Genomic DNA, 16,633 nt, shown 5'->3' with positions numbered 1-16,633 from the left:
AGAACGTACAATGGGAGAAAAACAACGAAAAATACTCATTACCGGGATCGGCAGATCCGGCGGCGGAGATGTTCATCTGGCGAAGATAGAGGGAGTCGGCAAGATTGAAGGGGATGTCCGGTGCTATGAGTTATCGATTAACGGCAAGGGCGACGTACAGGGGCATGTGAGGGCCGTCACGGCTTCCATTAACGGCATGTCTTCTATCCGGGGAGGACTGCATGCCGACAAGCTTAACATTGAAGGCAAAGTAAGCTTTGGCGGGCCCCTCACGGGCGAACAGATGCGCATGAACGGAATGGTGACGGTGAAAGGCAGCTGCGAGACGGAAACCTTCGAAGCAAACGGACGGATGGACATCGAGACGTTAAATGCGAGTCAAATTAAGCTGACGCTTCAGGGCAGCAGTCATATCAACGAGATTGGCGGCGAGAGCATTCATGTCGGCCAGCAGCCCGGCAAAGGGTTCGCCAAATGGCTGCAGTCCGTTCCGGGGCCATTCGCCAACAAGCTGAGCGCTGAAGTCATTGAAGGCGACAACATCTATCTGGAGTACACGACGGCAGATATCGTACGCGGGGGGATTGTCCGAATTGGACCGGGCTGTACCATTGGCACTGTGGAGTATATACAAAGCCTTGACGTGCATAGCAGTTCCAAAATCATCAAACATGTCCAAAGATAATAGAAAAGGAGGAGATTTTATGAATCAGCATGTAGCCGGGGATGCGATCAGAAACTTAAGTATCACCGGCAGCTCCAGCGTCATGGGCGGTACCTATAATAGCGTTAAGATTGTCGGAGAAGGCTCTATTGAAGGAGATACGAGCTGTGCCAAGCTCAGCTGCGTCGGCACGCTGGAGGTGGACGGCACGGTAACGGCCGACAAAATGAACATTGTGGGTACTTGCGAGGTGACGGGCGGACTTCGGGGAGGAGAGCTCAAGACCTCAGGTACGGTCAGCGTCGGCGGGACTACTCAGCTTCGGGAGCTGAATATAGCGGGCACGATAGAATCGAAGAATCATGTCTATAGCGAGCAGATCAAGCTGAAGGGCATGCTGCACACCTTGGGCGATTGCGAGGCCGAGCAATTTACGGCGAGGGGCATCTTTGAAATCGGCGGTTTGCTGAATGCAGGCAAGCTCCAAATCCATCTGTACCGGGACTGCAAGGCACATGAAATAGGCGGCGGTCATATAATAGTTCGCAAAGCCAAGTGGCTGCATCCGCTCAGCTTCTTTTTTAAACCTTCTTCCAGCGCTAGGTTAACGGTCTCAGTTATGGAAGGAGATCATATCTATTTGGAAAATACGATTGCTGATATAGTAAGAGGGAACCAAGTTGTGATCGGACCCGGCTGCGAGATTGGACTTGTCGAATTCAAGGAGCATTTCGAGAAAAGAAAAGACGCCGTCGTAAGAGATAACCGAAAAGTTTAGGCGATTTTGTGATGTTTTGGCAGACCGATTGACATCGCCTCGGCCTTGCGCTAAAATTTCGCTGTGCGATCGTTCAGTGAAATTTATGCTTACGAAGTAAGGAGGTGGCGACGATGACTCGCAACATCCGAAAAGAGCAGGCCGCTGAAACACGAGAAAAAATATTGGAAGCAGCAAAATCATTATTTGCGGAAAAAGGATACCATGGCACCCCGGTACGAGAAATTACGAGGAAGATCGGGATGGGAGACGGTATCCTTTATCATTATTTTCCGGGCGGCAAGCGGGAGATTATGGCGGTGTTGCTACGTGAGAGCTTCGAGCACCGCAGAGAAGGAATAAAGCAGATTCAACGGGTTATCGAGGATCTCGACCTGCGGGACGCGATGATCACCATTAAGCGCCGTTTGTACGAACTGTTTACGGAGGATATGGATTTAACCCGGATTTTGTTCCGGGAGAATGACCTGCTGGGCTTCGAGGAAGCCGAGCAATTAACGGCGCTGATCCGAGAGCAGTGCGCCATTTTTGAAAATTTTCTAAGAGACCGGCACGAGAAAGGCGAGATTCGCGCGCTCGATTTCCGGATAGCGTCGAGACAATTCTTGTCTACAACCTTGCATGCGATTATGAGCAAATCGGTTGGAATACAGCTCCTGAACGAACCGGATGTTTATAAACACATGGAAGAGAATGTGGATTTTACAATAGATCTATGGAGAGCTCCTTCCGCTACAGAGAAAAAGCCGAAGGTTCTTTTGTGCGATTCACAATGAAATACAATGAAAGGTGATGACTAGGGTGTCTTTAATAACTAGATTTTTAAATAGAAGATTCTACTATTTCCTTATTCTCCTGTTAATCAAAAGCGTTGTCGCTCGAGATGTCGTGTTCAACAACGGTCTATCCTGGAGAACGATTCTTACGGAGATTCCGTTCTTTATAGCCGTGTTCTGTTTAATTGAATTCTTTGCAAGCAAGCGAAAAATGCTTTATTACCTAATTGTCAATATTCTGTTTACTGCCCTTTATTTTGCCATTCTGATGTATTACAAGTATTACGGCATTATAGTAACGACGGATGCTTTGACTCAAGCCAAGAAGATGGGAGCGGTTGGCGAAAGTACCTATTCGCTGATGGACCCATACTATATGCTTATTTTCCTGGATATTATCGTTATTGCGGTTGTACTTTTGCTTCCGAAATTCAAGAAGGCCCGCCAATCCGTTGATATGCGCCCGAAAAGAAGCAAGCTTTGGATGGCCGCTTTTGCGTTATCGGTCACGGTGTGTCTCGTTAACGTCTGGCCAAACCGCGCAAGCATGAACGAAAATAAGCAGGCTGAAGAAATGGGCTTGCTTGATTACGAGGTCTACAACATCGTGGACAAAATGATGGAAAGTGAAGGCATCACCCCGATGAAAGAAATCACGCAAGCCAGAATCGATGAGCTTAAAGGCATTACAGAGCCGGCAACGCCGAATTATTTTGGCGCTGCTAAAGGCAAGAACGTCATTATTCTTCAAATGGAATCATATCAGGATTTCCTGATCGGCCTGAAAGTAGGCGGCGTGGAAATTACGCCTAACATGAATAAGCTCGTGCAAGAAACGACCCACTACAAAAACTTCTACACAATGGTCGGCCAAGGGACAACTTCCGACGCTGAATACGTGGTAAATACATCGCTGTACGTGCCTAAGCACAAAGCAGCGACTGACGTAAACGTCGACAAGGCATTGCCAAGCTTGCCTAAACTGATGAAAGAGAACGGTTATGCAACGGCAACGTTCCATACGAACGCGGTTGATTTCTGGAACCGCAGAGAGCTGTATTCGGCTATTGGCTGGGATAAATTCTATGATCAAGCCTTCTACGGCGATGAAGATCATGTAGCCTTTGGCGCTTCGGACGAAGTGCTGTACAAGAAAACTCTTCCCGAACTGGTGAAGATGGATCAAGCGGATAAGCCGTTTTATTCAATGGTTATTTCGATGAGCGCGCATCACCCATACAATATACCGACTTCGAAATACCGTATCGAGCTTCCTGCGGAGTTCAAGGATGACAGCCTTGTGACCCGTTATCTGAAAGCCCAAAACTACGCGGACTATGCGCTTGGCCAATTTATCGACGGTCTGAAATCAAGCGGTCTGTGGGATGACAGCATCGTTATCATGTACGGTGACCACCAAGGTCTGCCTTTGTACTCGCTGGATGATTCTGAAAAAGCGTTAATGAAAGAAATGCTCGGTACGGATTACGGTCATACCGAGATGTTCAACATCCCTCTTATTATGCACGTTCCGGGCGTAACTCAACCGTCCGTGGTCGACAAAGTCGGGGGTCAGATTGATATTCTGCCAACCGTTGCGAACCTGGTAGGCGCATCGCTGTCGAACCAGATTCACTTTGGCGAAGATCTTCTGAACCAAAGCTCCGAGCTGATTCCTATGCGTCACTTCCTGCCTAGCGGATCGGTTATCGACAACGAGAACTTGTTTGTGCCGGGGATTGAGTATAAAGATGGTACGAACCATAAAGTGTCCGACGGAACTGAAACGAAGGAAGGCGGCGTAACTGAGGACGAGTACAATAGAGCACTTGAGCTTCTGCATTTGTCCGACAGCTACGTACAGCAGCTTCCTCATAAATAGGCTTTAACGCGAAAGGCAAAGGTCCCCTTAGGATAAGGGGGCCTTTGTTTGTTTTTTTTTGCTGTAACGCCAAGTTGAAAACAGCTGAATGGCGGCCGCGAAGAAGAAAGGAAGCATATGCTCGCCCTCATCGATCATGCGGCCAAAGGCACCGGGCCATAGAATGGCGCCTAACCGGATAAGGAAGGACGCAAGCCGCGAGGACCAGGAGCGCTGCTTCCTGGCAGGCTGGGCGTTCATTACGGCATACCGTGTGCCTCGCGTGCCAAGGTTGAACATACTGCATAAGACATAGAGGATGGCGGCGGGAACGAAAGAATTCGCTAATGGCAGTAAAAGCACGCATACTGCGCCAGCCAGCTGCAGGTTGACTACCGGCTTGATGGGACCAAATCGTTCTGACGCATGCATCAGGACATAGGCCAAGAAGCCGGCTAGAAGATAAGACAAGGCAATGACCAGTCCCACTTCGCTGGCGGACACCTGAAACCGTTCGGAAAACCAATAAGCGCTCATGGTGCTGGTCAGCGTAACGGCGACCGTCTGCACCATGTTCATCACTCCGTTCATATCCTCCGGCGAGCCGCCGGCTACACGGATCATTGTTAGGGCAATGAGCAGCAGGAAGAGCAGTACAGGCATAAACGCGGAGAGAATCGGAGATTCGGCGTAGCCTCTGACAAAGAAAATGAGGAGGCCCAGCAAAATAATTCCGCCTGCCAGCAGCAGTGACATACGTCTGCTTATGGCCGGTTTGACCGAAGGAGACGAAGCGGAGGAGGGCAAAGTTGCAAGGTTCGCTTCCTCAGCCGTGGCCGCACGGCGCCTTGCCCCGCCATGAATGGAGAGCAATAGCGCAGCCCCGGCTGCGGCACATACGGCGGGAAGGATAAATAACAGCCGGTAGGCTTCCCGATCCGGCAGCCAGGCCTGCAGCAGAGGAGTAAGGCAGGCGATAAGCGCTCCAAATCCCATCCCCGCGTAACCAAGCAGCGCATGCTTGCCAAAAAGAATGGTCAACTTGCGGGAGAAGGCGCCCAGCCATCGCCTTTCTATAGGGGCTGCCGGACCACCGGATCCGCTGTGACCCATGCCAAAGCCGGCAATGATAACGGCCAGGCATAGTGAAACCGTACCGCTTGATACGATGACAAGCAAGGCAGCCGCCGCCGTTAGGACTTCATAGAGCAGCAAATATTTTTTTGGACCTAGAAGGGCGTTTAGCTCCGCGGTAAAGGTTGTGATCAGGGTGCGGAATAAACCTGCCGCAGCGAACAATCCTCCAATAGCGGCTCCGCTCCAGCCGAGCTCCCTTAAATATAAGCTTGTTTCTACTGCCGCAAAGCCTTGTCCTGTACTCCGGAGCAGGGCAATCAGCTGCAATCTTCTTAATGTGGGGTGATGGCCAAGCCAGTTATTCCACTTCCGCATCCTTACTCGTATAAGTGCCGGTATCATGTTTGACTCAGAAACTCCGTTCTATGATAAAGTGATGCTGCTAGTGTACAACATCAACCTTGACATCTATTGTCAGTGATTAATAATAAGAGCAAGATTAACTGTCGGAAGGAGAGCTGGACATGAGGGCTGACCGGCTCATATCCATATTGATGCTGCTTCAGCTGGAGGGGAAGAAGACGGCCGCGGAGCTGGCAGAGCGCCTTGAGGTATCGGAACGTACGATTTACCGCGACATGGATGCGCTCAGCTTGTCGGGAGTTCCGGTCTACGCGGATCCCGGCGCCGGTGGCGGATTCTCGCTCCCGCCTAATTACAAAAGCCCGATTGACGGTTTAACGACGCCCGAAATTCAGGCCTTGTTCTTGTATGCGGCGGAGGGATCGTTGGATCAGCTCGGAATTGGCTCCGCCCTTCGTTCCGCGCTGCTCAAGCTGATGCAGGCGCTGCCGGAGCAAAGCCGCGAGGATGCCGCCTGGATCCGGCAGCGAATTCATATCGACCCGGATTCCTGGCAGCAGGAAGAGAAGGCCTTGCCGCATTTTGCCGCAGTTCAAGAGTCAATCATGCAGCATTACGCGGTCGAGATCAGCTACCGGAGCCGTGACGGTGCGGAAAAAAGCTTAACCGTTAAGCCTTACGGTCTTGTAGCCAAAGCCGGTATTTGGTTTCTGGTTGGGGAAGGCAATCAGGGAGTGCAAGCTTACCGGTTATTCCGCATACAGGATCTGAGGGCTACTGGAGAGAGGTTCGAGCGGCCCGAGAGCTTTGATCTGCAGGCTTTTTGGAAAGAGTGGGTGACTCGTTACGAGGCGAGGACAAAGGCCGATGCTTAAGAAGCAAGAAGGTGCCGGACCGCCGGCCGCGCCATTGCAGGGGAAGCGGACTAAAGTTGAATCATGAAAAAAGGCTGCCCATAAGCCATTGGCATAGGGGCAGCCTTTTGTTAGGTTTAATCATTTCTTGAGCAGCAGGAACAGGAAATACGGCGCACCGATCAGCGATACAACGATACCGGCCGGCAATCCGCCCGCGATGTCGATTTGACGGCCAATCGTATCGGCCAGAACCAGCAGCCAACCGCCAAACAAAATGGAAATCGGAATAAACAATTGATTTCGAGGACCTACAAGAGCCTTAGCAATATGCGGAGCAAGCAGACCGATGAAGGCAATCCCGCCCGTGACGGATACGGCGGATGCCGCAAGCGCAACCGCGGAGAAGAGCAGCACCAGGCGCTCTCTGGTCAACGAGATGCCAACCCCAACCGCGACGGGTTCGTTTAACGCTAGAATGTTAAGGCGGTTAGCCTTGTAGAGCGTAAACGGAATAAAGACGGCGAGCCATGGCCACATGGCATTAATAAATACCCAATCCGTTCCCCAAATGCCGCCGGCGATCCACTTGGCGATAAAATCCACCTTCTGGCGGTCAGCCGAGGACATCAGCACGATCATGACGCCGCTAAGCGCCATTTGGAAGCCAATGCCCGTCAGCACCATGCTGACCGGCTGGATGCCGACATGCTTTTTCCAAGAGAAAAGAGCAATAAGGACCGCGGTTGCCAGACCGCCGATAAAGGCAACAACCGGCAGGGCATAGACGAAGGGACCGGCTTCCGTCGGGAAGAACAGGAAGAAGACCGTGATGGCAACGCCAGCCCCCGAGTTGATGCCAACAATGCCGGGATCGGCCAGGTCATTGCGGGATACCCCTTGCAGAATGGAACCGGACAAAGCAAGCGCCATGCCGGCGAGCAAAGTAATGATGACGCGCGGCATCCGTATGTCGAACAGAATAAAGTTCTCTTTTTTCGTGCCATCTCCAAAGAGTACCGGTATCAGCCTTTTAAAGGTTAAGGTGGAGTATCCAAGACTAAGACTTACAATGATAGTCACCACAATAAGCAGAAGCAGGATCCCGAGAATAATGCGTTGTTTTCGAACCATATGCGATAAAATCATTTCAGCGCTTTGCCTCCTCTTCTAACGATGATGAGGAAGAAGGGCAGACCCACAACCGCAATAACGGCCGCCACCGGAGTTTCGTACGGCGCGTTGATGGTCCGGCCGATCAAATCCGCGAGGAGCATAAAGGAAGCACCCGCAATAACGGACATCGGAATGGAATACCGGTAATCCTGACCGACAATCGCCCGCACGATATGCGGTATCATCAGGCCGAGGAAAGCCAGGTTGCCGACAAGCGCTACGGAAGCGCCCGCGAGCAGAATCGTAACCGTAAACAGGATGACTTTGATCAGGCCCGTCTTTTGCCCGAGACTGGTCGCCACGTCTTCGCTAAGACTAAGGATGGTGAGCTGCTTCGACATGATAATGGCAATAATAATGCCGGCTACGATTACCGGAACAATCGTCTGAAGCTGTCCCCAGGACGTCCCGATCAGACCGCCGGCGGTCCACATGTTGACGTCCTTGGATACTTTGAAGGTGAGGCCGATGCCTTCGGCAACGGCGTACAGAAACGTAGAAACAGCCGCTCCCGCGAGCACGATCCGAATAGGGGAGAAGCCGCCTCGTTTTGCAGCGCCGATTCCGATAACAAGGATGGAGCCAAGGGCAGCGCCGATAAAGCAGGCAATCATAATGCCGAAATAATTGATATGAGGGAACAGCGCAACCGTTGCGGCAAGGGCGGCATTCGCTCCGGCCGATAAGCCGAGAAGCCCCGGATCGGCTAAAGCATTCCGGGTCACGCCTTGCATAATGGCGCCGGATACGGCCAAAGCCGCACCAACAAAGATTGCCGCAATTTCGCGAGGCAGTCTGATTTCGCGCAAAAGCGTCACCTTTTCACTAGTATCGTGAGGTGACGTCAGCGCGAGCCATGTATCTTGGACCGTGGTGTCGGCAGCGCCGAACACCATGGCCAAGAAGAAGATTGCGACAAAGAAAACGATCCCTGCAAACAGTTTATATACAAATGGAACTCTTCGTCTCGTTTCCTGTGTCATCGGCTTATTTACCCAAGAACTGCTCTTTGAAGAAGTTCAGTTGATAGTCAAGGGTAAGCGCATCGTTGAAGTAGAAGCCTTTGGCATCAGCCGTATAGACATGGCCGTTCTTGACAGCCGGGATGTTTTTGTAGGTTTCCGTTTCCGTGAACGAGCTTGCCGTGTCTTTCGTTTGGCTGAAGATCAGATAGTCGCCGACGTATTCAGGAAGAACCTCGAGGGAGAGCGAATACCAGCCGTCTTTCATGGCCATTTCCTTTACTTTCTCCTGCATCTTCAGGCCCATCGCCTGGTAGAGAATTTCGGTGCCGCGGCCCCAAGCATCGCCGAATACGTACAGATCCTTATCGAAGTTCTCGATGACCGTAACGGTAGCGTCCTCGCCAATCTTCGCTTTAATCTCGCTGCCGATCTGAGCTGCGCGGGCTTTAAAGTCAACCACCCAAGCCGTTGCTTCTTTCTCTTTATTGAGCGCCTTGCCAACTTCAATGAACTGCGTCAGATAGTCAACTTTATTGTAAGTAAAGATAACCGTTGGAGCGATTTGCTTCAGTTTATCCACGTTTTTTGTCGTGTCGAGGCCGATAATCAGATCCGGATCAAGCTCGAGAATTTTCTCCGGATCCTCTTCGGATACAACCGCAACGCCTTTCAGCTTGTCTGCGAAATTCGGGTTATCCATCGACCAAGAGTCAACGCCGACTAGGGGAACGCCAAGCTGCAGGACATCCCCTACGAAAGAGGATAGAACAACGACGCGCTGCGGGTTAGCGGGCACTTCGATAGGGCCGCTCTCCGATTGGAACGTAATCGTGCCGTTTGCTTCAGTTGCCGTGTCCGCCGACGGAGATGCGTTTGCCGCCCCGGCGTTGTTTGTTGCTGCAGTGTTCTCCGATCCGGCATTATTGCCAGAGTTGTTGTTGCCGCATGCGCTCAGAATAATCACGAAGAGCATCATGAGAGAGATAATTGCTTTTTTCATGGGTGTGTAAACTCCTTATATTAGAATGGAATACATAAACAACGAAGGCTATATACTAAATTTAACACTCATTTAATGATAATGATTATCACTATTAGTGCCATTTACTAAATTATAGGGATTCGGTCCACTTGTCAACCGCTTATTGAAAAATATTCTCAAAGGCCTTATATTATTGATAATGATAATCAATAACGACGGTGCTTTTCCGAGGAGGAACGTACATGACGCAAGAAGAGTTGTATGACGTAACGGTAATCGGGGGCGGTCCTGCGGGGCTTTACTCGACTTTTTATAGCGGACTTAGAGAATTGAAGACAAAGCTGATCGAATTTCAGCCGTTCCTGGGCGGCAAGGTTCATGTGTATCCGGAGAAAATGGTCTGGGACATTGGAGGTTTAACGCCAACGCCAGGCGCGCAGCTGATCGAGCAGCTGGTGAAGCAGGGTCTGACCTTCAGCCCGGAGGTTGTCCTGAACGAAAAGGTCGAATCCATTACTAAGAACGAAGACAATGTCTTCGAGCTGCATGGCTCGTCGGGACGCATCCATTATTCGAAGACCGTAATCGTTGCGGTTGGCGGCGGCATTCTGAATCCGACCAAGCTTGCGATTGAAGGCGCGGAGAAGTTTGAGGTAACCAACCTTCACTATACCGTTAAATCGTTGAAGAGATTTAAAGACAAGAACGTCGTGATCTCCGGCGGCGGCAATTCGGCCGTGGATTGGGCGATGGAGCTTCTGCCATTCGCGAAGAAGATCTATATTACATATCGCAAAGAAGCCTTGTCCGGGCATGAAGCGAATGTAACGACATTGCTGAACAGCCCAATAGTCGAATGCTTGTTCCACACCGAAATTACGAAGCTGCTGGCGAACTCCGGCGATGAGCTTGTTGAACACGTCGAGCTTACGAACAGCAAGTCCGGCGAAGTATCCCATCTGTCGATTGACGAGGTGGTCATTAATCACGGTTACGACCGGGACTCCTCGCTGCTCGAGAACAGCAAGCTGAATATCGAGATGGTCGACAATTGGTACGTGAAAGGCAATCCAAGCGGCGAAACCTCCGTACCGGGCATGTTTGCCGCAGGGGATATCCTGATGCATGACGGCAAGCTGCATCTTATCGCAGGCTGCTTCCAGGATGCGGCTAATGCGGTGAACAGAGCGAAATCCTTCATTCAACCGGAAGCTAATAAATACGGAATGGTCTCATCCCATAACGAATTATTCAAAGAACGGAACCGCGAGCTTGTGAAGCAGCTGATGGTTTAATATAGAGCAAGGACGGAGCAGACCGATAACTGCCCCGTCCTTTTTTGTGCCTATCCGTGTCCAGTTGAGAGAGATTTATCGCCTGTGCCATAATGGCTGTAGGACCTGCAAATAAGGGAGAGATGCGAGGGATGGAAGAGAAGCCGGCGAAACAGAAAATTAAAGCGATTGTGACCGGAGCGACGGGCATGGTAGGAGAAGGCGTCCTGATGGAATGCTTGAACCATCCCGATGTTGAGATGGTGCTTGTCATTACTCGAAGGCCTAGCGGCGTTGCGCACCAGAAGCTGAAGGAAATCATACATAAGGATTTTCATGATCTGACCTCTATCCAGAATGAGCTAGAAGGCTACAACGCCTGCTATTTCTGTCTTGGCGTATCCTCCATCGGCATGTCGGAGGGCGACTATACCCGTGTCACTTACGATCTTACGATGCATGTTGCCCGTCTGCTCTCCAGCCTGAACCCGGATATGGTGTTCTGTTATGTAACGGGCGGTGGGACAGACAGCACGGAGCAGGGCAAAAGCATGTGGGCGAGAGTGAAGGGAAGAACCGAGAATCACCTGCTGCAGCTGCCGTTCCGACGGGCCTTTATGTTCCGTCCGGGCTACATGCACCCGAGCAAAGGACAGGTGAGAGTTCCGAAATGGGCCAAAGCGTTAACCTGGCTGTATCCGATCCTAAGGCCGCTCTTCCCGAACCATCTCATTACGCTGCGTCAGGTGGGCCTCGCCATGATTCAGACGTCGTATACCGATTACGACCGTCATATTCTCGATCCGAAAGATATTATTGCTCTTGCGAAGGAAGGCAGCTGACGACCATAACATCCATGTTCCGGCCGCCCTGCAGCAGCTTCTTCATGATGGATGGCCGGAACAGCCGGGTAAGCCAGCTGCCTTTTTCTTGGGCAACGATCAGCTGCGTGCTTTTTCGCGCGTTGGCGTGGGTAAGCAGAAAAGCCGGAATATCACGCGTCTGCTTCATTTCTTTCCGGACAAACATTCCTCCGAGCTGCTCCGTTAATTGCTGAAGCTCCTTCAAGCGGCGTTCTACCGCCGCTTGATCCGTTTTGCCGTTATGCACGGCCATGACATGCCACTCCGCCTTCAGCCGGTAAGCGATACGGAAGCCTCTGCGGATCAGCCGCTCTCCCTGCGCAAGATCGGTAATGGCTACGAATATAACCTCCTGCCTCCGCCACGGACCGCGTAAAGCGCCTGTTCGCTCCCATGATTCCAGCCGTTCATCCACGTCATCGGCAATTTCCCGCAAGGCCAGCTCCCGGAGGGCAATCAGATTGCCCAGCTGAAAAAACGCTCCAAGCGACTCCTCAACCTTGTTCATCGGATAGATTTTACCCTGCCTCATTCGCTCCTGCAGGGCCTTGGGCGATACGTCAATCAGCTCAACTTCATCCGCCAGGCGAAGCATCCGGTCCGGAATGGTCTCTCTGACCCTTACGCCGGTAATTTGCTCAACCGCATCGTTTAAACTCTCGAGATGCTGGACATTCACGGTCGAAATAACCGAGATGCCGGCATCCAGAATGGCAAGGACATCCTCATACCGCTTTTTGTAATGGCTTCCCGGCACATTCGTGTGGGCCAGCTCGTCAATCAGCACAACCTCCGGGAACCGTTCTAGAATTGTGGGAACATCCATTTCCGCAAGCTGCGTCCCTTTGTAAGGGATAGTGGCTTTAGGGATCAACTCCAGATCGCCGATCTGCTCCAAGGTTTCCTTGCGGCCATGCGTCTCGAGGAGCCCGATGACAACATCGATGCCTTTGCGGAGAAGGACATTTCCTTCCCTCAGCATCGTATAGGTTTTGCCGACGCCGGGCGCAGCCCCGATGTAGACCTTGAAGGTACCCCGCTTAAGCCGTTCCGTGGTTTGCTGTTGTTCGGCGGGGCTGAGTCTTTTATAAACGGGCTCCGGAGTAGTCCGATGCTTGGCAGGCAGGATACGCTCGCCTTCTACCTCGGTACGGTCCGCTACAAAAAAGACGTCGATGTGGCGAGCATAGCGCAAAATGCCGTTAACAACCGAGCCGTGAAGCAGCTCCTGCAGCGGCGTATGCTTCGAGTGGCCAAGCACGATGCGGGTCACGCCGTGATCCATCGCGTATCTGGCCATCTGTTCCGACAGATGTCGCCGGTGCAGATGAGGAACGGCAAGCTCTTCAAAGCCTGCGCCAATCTTCTGGGTAAGCTTGATAATGGACCGTTTGAACGCAGTCGATTCCTTCGTCATTGCTTTGTCCGCCTTGACGAAGGAGACAACAAGCAGCTCTCCGTTCAGCCTTCTGGCGACCTGCTGGCCCCGCCGGATATGGATCGAGCCGTTCCAGTGATATTGGGCCGCAACCAGTATCCGCTCGGCAGCGCCGGACGGACCTACTAAGCCCTGCTGTCTCCGGTGATCCTCAAGCGAGTCGTTCACGTCCTCTGCCATCAGACGCAGCGCAAGCTCTCGCAGCTTGCCAAGATTGCCCCTAAGCAGCAAATGGGGGGAGCTTGCGTTGCGCAAATGCCCTTCATTTAAACGGGTCAGTATCGTTTCCGGCGATACGTCGATTAATCGGACCTCATCGGCCAGCTCCAGAATCTCGTCGGGAACGGTATGCTCGGCTTCAATGCCGGTGAGCTGAAAGGCCAGGTCCGATACGCCGTTCAGCTCATACACGTTAAGCGTTGCAATCACGCTGATGCCGCATTCCAGCAAGTGACGAATATCGTCCAGGCGGGTGGGGAGAGGACTGTCCGGCCGGTTTCGGTGAGCAAGTCCGTCCACCAGCACAACCTCGGGATTGCGCCCTTTAATAGCCGCCAGATCAAGATCCTTTCGCTCGATCCCGTCTTTTTGCCAATGAATGCTCGGAATGCGTTCCAGCTCCGCAAGCTGCTCCATCGTCTCCGGTCTTTGTCTGGTGGAGACGGCGCAGGTGACCACATCGATTCCCTGCTTCCGCAGCTGCTGGCCTTCGCGCAGCATATGATACGTTTTGCCGGCCCCGCTGACAGCCCCGATATAGATTTTAAGCCGTCCGTGATGCAGCTTCGTTATGGCTTTCAGAAGCTCTTCGGGTGTTTTGCGGCGATAGCTGTCGTTCATGTCCTGTCATTCCTCCTCTCCGTAAACCTCGGGAAAGCCCAGTCTGCGCCACTTGCGGGCAGGCGGGGCTTAACCTCATTTGCGGAGCTGGCTTAATTCGATGTTCAGCTCCAGCACATTCACGCGGGGGTCGCCAAAGACGCCAAGATCCCGTCCGTCGGTATGCTTTTTAACCAGCTCCTTCAGCGTATCCGGCGATAGACCGGTCAGCTTGCTGATGCGGGGGATTTGAACGTCGGCGGATGCCGGCGTAATATGCGGGTCAAGACCCGAGCCGGAGTTGGTAATCAGCGCAAGCGGAAGCTGGCTGACCGGAACGTCGGGATTGGCAGCCTGCCAGGCGGCAATCGAATCTTTGGTCCGCTGCAGCATGTCGGGATTCGAAGGCGCGTAGTTGTTGGATCCGGATGCTTCCGCTTTATAGTCGATGCTGGATACCCGTCCTTGGAAATAAGCAGGGTCGGTGAAGCTTTGCCCGATCAAGGAGGAACCGATAATCCGGCCGTTCGAATCCTTGATCATGCTGCCGTTCGCCTGATGAGGGAAGAGCAACTGCGCAAGGCCCGTTGACACTAACGGGTAAATAATGCCGCATAGCAGAATAAACGCGATACTGGCTCTTAAGGCAATCATAAAGAGAGAGCCGTTAGATCCCGATGAAGATGTGGAGTTCGTCATGATTATCTCTTCCTTTCAGATCGGTCTAGATCCATACATGAACAAGCAGGTCGATCAGCTTAATGCCGACGAACGGGGCAAGGACGCCGCCAAGTCCGTAGATCAGCAGGTTTTTGCTTAGCAGCCTCGACGCGCTCATCGGTTTATACTGCACCCCCCGCATAGCCAGCGGAATGAGCAGCGGAATGATGATCGCGTTAAAGATAAGCGCGGACAGAATGGCCGAAGACGGCGAGCCAAGCTTCATAATGTTCAGGGCGTCCATCTGAGGGATCGCGATCATAAACATGGCCGGAATAATGGCAAAATATTTGGCGATATCGTTCGCGATACTAAAAGTCGTCAGCGCGCCGCGCGTCATCAGGAGCTGCTTGCCGATCGCAACGACCTCGATAATTTTGGACGGGTCGGAATCCAGGTCGATCATATTGGCCGCTTCCTTCGCGGCAACGGTACCGCTGTTCATGGCAAGGCCAACGTCAGCCTGGGCAAGCGCCGGAGCGTCGTTCGTCCCGTCGCCCGTCATCGCAACCAGGCTGCCTGCCGCCTGCTCGCGGCGGATCAGCGCGATTTTATCCTCGGGCCTACTCTCCGCCACAAAATCGTCAACCCCGGCTTCGCGGGCAATCGTTGCGGCTGTCAGCGGGTTGTCGCCGGTACACATAATCGTCTTGATCCCCATGCGGCGTAGCTGCTCGAATCTCTCCTGCATGCCCGGCTTCACGGTATCCTTCAAATAAATAATCCCGTAGATGCGGTTATCAACCGCAACGGCGAGCGGCGTACCGCCAAGCACGGCAACTCCTTCGCCGGTAGCGTCGAGATCGGACGGGACGGTGCCGCCTTGGGAAGCTACCCATTTCTTCACGGCATCGACGGCGCCCTTGCGGACTTTCCGACCGTCCGGAAGATCCAGACCGCTCATCCGGGTCTCGGCCGTAAACGCAATGACCTGCGCATTCTCGGCAAGTTGGGCCTGATAGCTCAGCTGTTTGCTCTTCATCAGCTCCAGGACGGAACGGCCCTCCGGCGTTTCGTCCTTGGCCGAGCTGACCGCCGCCCACTCGCCAAGCTCCTGAACGGTTACGCCTTTGACGGGCAGGAAGTCGCTTGCCATCCGGTTGCCGTACGTGATGGTACCGGTCTTATCCAGAATCATCGTATTAATGTCGCCGGCTGCTTCTACCGCTTTGCCGGACATGGCCAGCACGTTAAACTGCGTCACCCGGTCCATGCCGGCGATCCCGATTGCTGAGAGCAGACCGCCGATGGTAGTCGGGATGAGACAGACCAGCAGGGCGATAAGCACCGGTATGTCAAGTTCTACGCCAACATATTTGGCGATTGGCGCAAGGGTAACCACAACGATCAGGAAGATCAGCGTCAGGCTGGTGAGCAGCGTGTTCAGCGCCAGCTCGTTAGGCGTCTTTTGGCGTTTGGCGCCTTCAACCAGAGAGATCATGCGGTCGATAAACGATTCGCCGGGATCGCTCATAATCCGGACCTTGATCCGGTCGCTGACAACGCGGGTGCCGCCCGTTACCGAGCTGAAGTCGCCGCCGGCTTCCTTGATCACCGGTGCAGATTCGCCGGTGATTGCCGACTCGTCGACAGAGGCAAGGCCTTCGATAATTTCGCCGTCACCCGGAATCATCTCTCCTTCGGAGACAACGACGATATCGCCTTTGCGGAGCTCGGTTGACGATACCTGTTTTATGGTCTGGCCCGTAACTTTGTTTGCCGTAATGTCCTTTTTGCTCTTCTTGAGCGAGTCCGCCTGGGCTTTGCCCCGTCCTTCGGCCAGCGCTTCCGCGAAATTAGCGAACAGGACGGTGAACAGCAGGATCAGAAAGACCGTCAGATTGAATCCTATTCGTCCCTCCGTTCCGAAGTAGCCGGGGAAAATCGTCATCAGCAGGACGACAAGCGTGCCGACCTCTACGACAAACATGACGGGATTTCTCATCATGGTCAGCGGATTTAATTTCAGAAAGCTGTCCTTCGCCGCGCGACTTATAATCGCCGAGGTCAGCATGGATTTACG

The 16,633-nt window shown here is 52.8% G+C and carries 14 protein-coding genes; 7 read left to right on the top strand and 7 right to left on the bottom strand.

Features of this window, described 5'->3' with window-relative positions; all coding sequences use genetic code 11:
- The first annotated feature begins 10 nt into the window (after positions 1–10).
- The 4 genes from WFJ73_RS21160 to WFJ73_RS21145 all read left to right on the top strand — a co-directional run bounded on the left by WFJ73_RS21160 (position 11) and on the right by WFJ73_RS21145 (position 4,100).
- Positions 11–685: a polymer-forming cytoskeletal protein gene (locus WFJ73_RS21160; protein WP_336774931.1), complete on the top strand. Its 675-nt coding sequence runs from the start codon at positions 11–13 to the stop codon at positions 683–685.
- A gap of 19 nt (positions 686–704) precedes the next feature.
- Positions 705–1,442, top strand: a complete 738-nt coding sequence (locus WFJ73_RS21155) for a hypothetical protein (RefSeq protein ID WP_336774930.1) — start codon at positions 705–707, stop codon at positions 1,440–1,442.
- A 113-nt stretch (positions 1,443–1,555) separates the two neighbouring features.
- Positions 1,556–2,218 (top strand): TetR/AcrR family transcriptional regulator, encoded by a 663-nt coding sequence (locus WFJ73_RS21150; RefSeq protein WP_336774929.1) that lies wholly within the window; start codon positions 1,556–1,558, stop codon positions 2,216–2,218.
- Between the two features lie 25 nt (positions 2,219–2,243).
- Complete coding sequence (locus WFJ73_RS21145; protein WP_442955975.1) at positions 2,244–4,100, top strand: LTA synthase family protein; 1,857 nt, start codon at positions 2,244–2,246, stop codon at positions 4,098–4,100.
- A gap of 27 nt (positions 4,101–4,127) precedes the next feature.
- On the opposite strand, the gene WFJ73_RS21140 is transcribed toward WFJ73_RS21145, so the two are convergent.
- Positions 4,128–5,531, bottom strand: a complete 1,404-nt coding sequence (locus WFJ73_RS21140) for a hypothetical protein (protein WP_336774927.1) — start codon at positions 5,529–5,531, stop codon at positions 4,128–4,130.
- 149 nt (positions 5,532–5,680) lie between these two features.
- Between WFJ73_RS21140 and WFJ73_RS21135 the strand changes: the two genes are divergently transcribed.
- Complete coding sequence (locus WFJ73_RS21135; protein WP_336774926.1) at positions 5,681–6,394, top strand: helix-turn-helix transcriptional regulator; 714 nt, start codon at positions 5,681–5,683, stop codon at positions 6,392–6,394.
- 120 nt (positions 6,395–6,514) lie between these two features.
- Here the strand turns inward: WFJ73_RS21135 and WFJ73_RS21130 are convergent, their stop codons facing one another.
- From WFJ73_RS21130 to WFJ73_RS21120, 3 genes are read right to left on the bottom strand one after another with little or no spacing between them, the layout of a single operon-like run.
- Entirely contained in the window at positions 6,515–7,522 is a 1,008-nt protein-coding gene (locus WFJ73_RS21130) for a FecCD family ABC transporter permease (RefSeq protein ID WP_336774925.1), read from the bottom strand.
- Positions 7,519–8,532: a FecCD family ABC transporter permease gene (locus tag WFJ73_RS21125; RefSeq protein ID WP_336774924.1), complete on the bottom strand. Its 1,014-nt coding sequence runs from the start codon at positions 8,530–8,532 to the stop codon at positions 7,519–7,521. Before WFJ73_RS21125 ends, WFJ73_RS21130 begins: the two co-directional genes overlap by 4 nt.
- Before the next feature lie 4 nt (positions 8,533–8,536).
- A complete protein-coding gene (locus WFJ73_RS21120; protein WP_336774923.1) occupies positions 8,537–9,514 on the bottom strand; it encodes an iron-hydroxamate ABC transporter substrate-binding protein in 978 nt (325 codons plus the stop codon).
- A 224-nt stretch (positions 9,515–9,738) separates the two neighbouring features.
- Between WFJ73_RS21120 and WFJ73_RS21115 the strand changes: the two genes are divergently transcribed.
- Both WFJ73_RS21115 and WFJ73_RS21110 read left to right on the top strand, forming a co-directional pair.
- Positions 9,739–10,791: an NAD(P)/FAD-dependent oxidoreductase gene (locus WFJ73_RS21115; RefSeq protein ID WP_336774922.1), complete on the top strand. Its 1,053-nt coding sequence runs from the start codon at positions 9,739–9,741 to the stop codon at positions 10,789–10,791.
- Between the two features lie 131 nt (positions 10,792–10,922).
- Entirely contained in the window at positions 10,923–11,612 is a 690-nt protein-coding gene (locus tag WFJ73_RS21110; protein WP_336774921.1) for an NAD-dependent epimerase/dehydratase family protein, read from the top strand.
- Here the strand turns inward: WFJ73_RS21110 and WFJ73_RS21105 are convergent.
- The 3 genes from WFJ73_RS21105 to kdpB form a co-directional block, all read right to left on the bottom strand.
- Positions 11,584–13,911, bottom strand: coding sequence for a histidine kinase (locus tag WFJ73_RS21105; protein ID WP_336774920.1), 2,328 nt, complete (start codon positions 13,909–13,911; stop codon positions 11,584–11,586). The two genes, WFJ73_RS21110 and WFJ73_RS21105, sit on opposite strands and share 29 nt — an antisense overlap.
- A 75-nt stretch (positions 13,912–13,986) precedes the next feature.
- Entirely contained in the window at positions 13,987–14,589 is a 603-nt protein-coding gene (gene kdpC, locus WFJ73_RS21100; RefSeq protein WP_336774919.1) for a potassium-transporting ATPase subunit KdpC, read from the bottom strand.
- A 25-nt stretch (positions 14,590–14,614) separates the two neighbouring features.
- Positions 14,615–16,624 carry a potassium-transporting ATPase subunit KdpB gene (gene kdpB, locus WFJ73_RS21095; RefSeq protein ID WP_442955981.1) on the bottom strand — a complete coding sequence of 670 codons (2,010 nt, stop codon included), beginning with the start codon at positions 16,622–16,624 and terminating at the stop codon, positions 14,615–14,617.
- Positions 16,625–16,633 lie beyond the last annotated feature (9 nt).

It is taken from the genome of Paenibacillus sp. MMO-58 (genome assembly GCF_037146255.1).
Classification (GTDB): domain Bacteria; phylum Bacillota; class Bacilli; order Paenibacillales; family Paenibacillaceae; genus Pristimantibacillus.
The sequence above is the reverse complement of the archived record's forward strand: the minus strand, read 5'-3'. Positions and strand labels throughout refer to the sequence as shown.